Below are 2,535 nucleotides of genomic sequence, written 5' to 3' on the forward strand. Positions count from 1 at the left end.
CCGCAAACCGGAATCCAACACAAACAACGCATCACCCGGCACCGGCGTACCGATAGGAGCTCCATGACCAGGCTTCATGGGCGCACTCATAGAGGCGTAGAACGTCTCTGTCTCCCCGTAGCCATTGATCATTTCTCGGCCTGAAGCCCACCGATCGACAAGTTCGGGCGAGCATGCCTCACCCCCCACAAAAATGGTCCTTACTTGATCTATTCCCTCGGGCGAGAGCATCTCGAGTGCGGACGGGGTCTGGTTGACGGTGGTGACCTGCTCGTCTACCAGGATTCGGTGAAAGTCCGTTGCGGAGCGGGCGGCATGCTCAGGGATGATCACCAAGCGGCCGCCGTGCAGCAGAGCGCCCCACATCTCCCACACCGACACATCGAACGAGTACGAATGGAACATCGACCACACCTGATCTGGGGAATGTTTGAAAGCATGTTCCGAAGCTGCGTAGGTCTGGGTGACGTTCGTTTGTGTGATGCCGACGCCTTTGGGTGTGCCTGTCGTTCCTGAGGTGTAGATGATGTACGCGAGGAGGTCAGCATTCGGCACCGGCAACGTCGTCGTCGGCTGTTCAGCGACCTTGGGATCCTCGACATCTATCAGTGGGACCCCGGACTTACTGACGCGACCAGCGAGGCTCACCGTGGTCAAAATCGCGGCCGGCGCAGCGTCTTGTAGAACGAATGCCAGGCGCTCGTCAGGGGTGTTGATGTCGATCGGCAAGTAAGCAGAACCCAGCTTCAGCACCGAAAGTATGGCTATCACAGTGTGTTCCGAACGTGGCAGCAACAGTGCAACAACGTCCTCTACTCCCACCCCACGCCCAGCCAACAAATGAGCCAACTGCGTCGATGTGTCGTCCAACTCCTGATACGTCCACGACCGACCCTCGAACACCACCGCTATGACGTCCGGCCGCACCCTCACCTGCTCGGCGAACAACTCCGGAATCGCGGGGTCCACGATCGATTCATTTAGCACTGACCGCGCTCCGAGGGCGTCCAGCTGCGTCAGTTCTCTCTCGTCAAGCAAGTCGATTGACGCCACCGAGCGGTCCGTGCCGGCGAGCATCGTCGTGAGCACCCGCTGCCAGCGGGTAACAAGTTGTTTTACAGTTTCGGCGTCATAGACGTCGGTGCGGTACTCGACCAGACCCCCAATGCCTATGGGACGGCCGGAGTTGTCGAACCGCTCACGCAGGCTGAAAGTCAAGTCCATTCGAGCGGTCAAGGTGTCCGTGCGCTGCGGGGAAATGTCGAGACCTGGCAGAGACAGATCGGGCAGGGTGACGTTTTGCCAGGCGAACAGGATTTGGATCAACGGATGGTGAGCCTGCGTACGGACCGGATTGAGGCGCTCGACAAGCGCATCGAACGGCACATCTTGGTTCGCGAACGCGTCCAGGCTCCGCTCCCGTACCTCCTCCAACAAATCACCGAAGTTCATCTCGGCTGAAACCCGCGTACGCAACACCAGCGTGTTGACGAAAAACCCGACCATGCCGTCAAACTCGGTTCGCCCCCGCCCCGCCGTCGGCACCCCGAACGCCACATCCGCGCTCCCGCTCAAACGCGCCAACAGCACCGAAAGCGCCGCCGACATCACCATGAACGTCGTCGCATTGCGTTCCCGCGCCACAACCCGCACGAGTTCCTGCAGTTCGGCGGGCCATTCGACGACGACTTGGCCGCCCTGATGGTTGGCGACGGCGGGGTAAGGCCGGTCCGTGGGAAGCTCCAGCAGTCCCGCGTATCCAGCGAGGTTCCGCTCCCAGAAAACTGTTTGTCGACCAGATCGGGTATTAGGATCGTCGGCCTCGCCGAGGAGCTTGTGCTGCCAGATTGTGAAGTCGGCGTACTGAACGGGCAACGGCTCCCAGCCTGGCTCCGTCCGGGTGGTGCGGGCCTGATATGCGGTAGTCAGGTCGCGAACCAGCGGCGAGAGAGATGATCCGTCGGCGGCGATGTGGTGCATTGCCAGGGCCAGATGGTGTTCCGTGGTCGAGACTGCGAAAAGCCTTGCACGAAAGGGAATCTCGGTTTCTAAGTCGAAGGCGTGGCGGGTGACAATACCGACCGCCTCATCCAACTGTTGATCGGTCCAGTTGGTGGCGTCGATGACTTTGCAGGCGACAAGCCCTTCAGAGGCATCGAGAATGCACTGCTCGGGCACGCCAGCCGTAGCGGGAAACACTGTGCGAACACTCTCGTGCCGGGCTACGACATCGGCAACCGCCAGGGTCAGCGCGTCGACGTCGAGTAGACCGATTAGGCGTAGTACCAGAGGGATGTTGTATGTCGCCGATGGTCCCTCTAGCTGATGGATGAACCACAACCGACGCTGGGCGAACGACAGCGGCAACTGGGCCGGACGCGCATATGGCTCCCAGATTTGCCTGGTGCCCGACTGTCCTCCACCCACCACACGAGCCAGGCCCGCTACGGTGGGGGCTTCCATGAGTGCACGGACGCTGATTTCACAGTCGAAGGTTTCCTGCACGGCGGCTACGACACGCATCGCAGAGAGCGA

Annotated in this window: 1 protein-coding gene; it reads right to left on the reverse strand. The window is 60.7% G+C overall.

What is annotated here, in order from left to right:
• A partial coding sequence (locus CH296_RS27920; RefSeq protein WP_254924357.1) for a condensation domain-containing protein occupies positions 1-2,523 on the reverse strand: 2,523 nt, incomplete at its 3' end.
• Between the last annotated feature and the right edge of the window lie 12 nt (positions 2,524-2,535).

Source organism: Rhodococcus sp. 14-2496-1d, from assembly GCF_002259365.1.
Classification (GTDB): domain Bacteria; phylum Actinomycetota; class Actinomycetes; order Mycobacteriales; family Mycobacteriaceae; genus Rhodococcoides.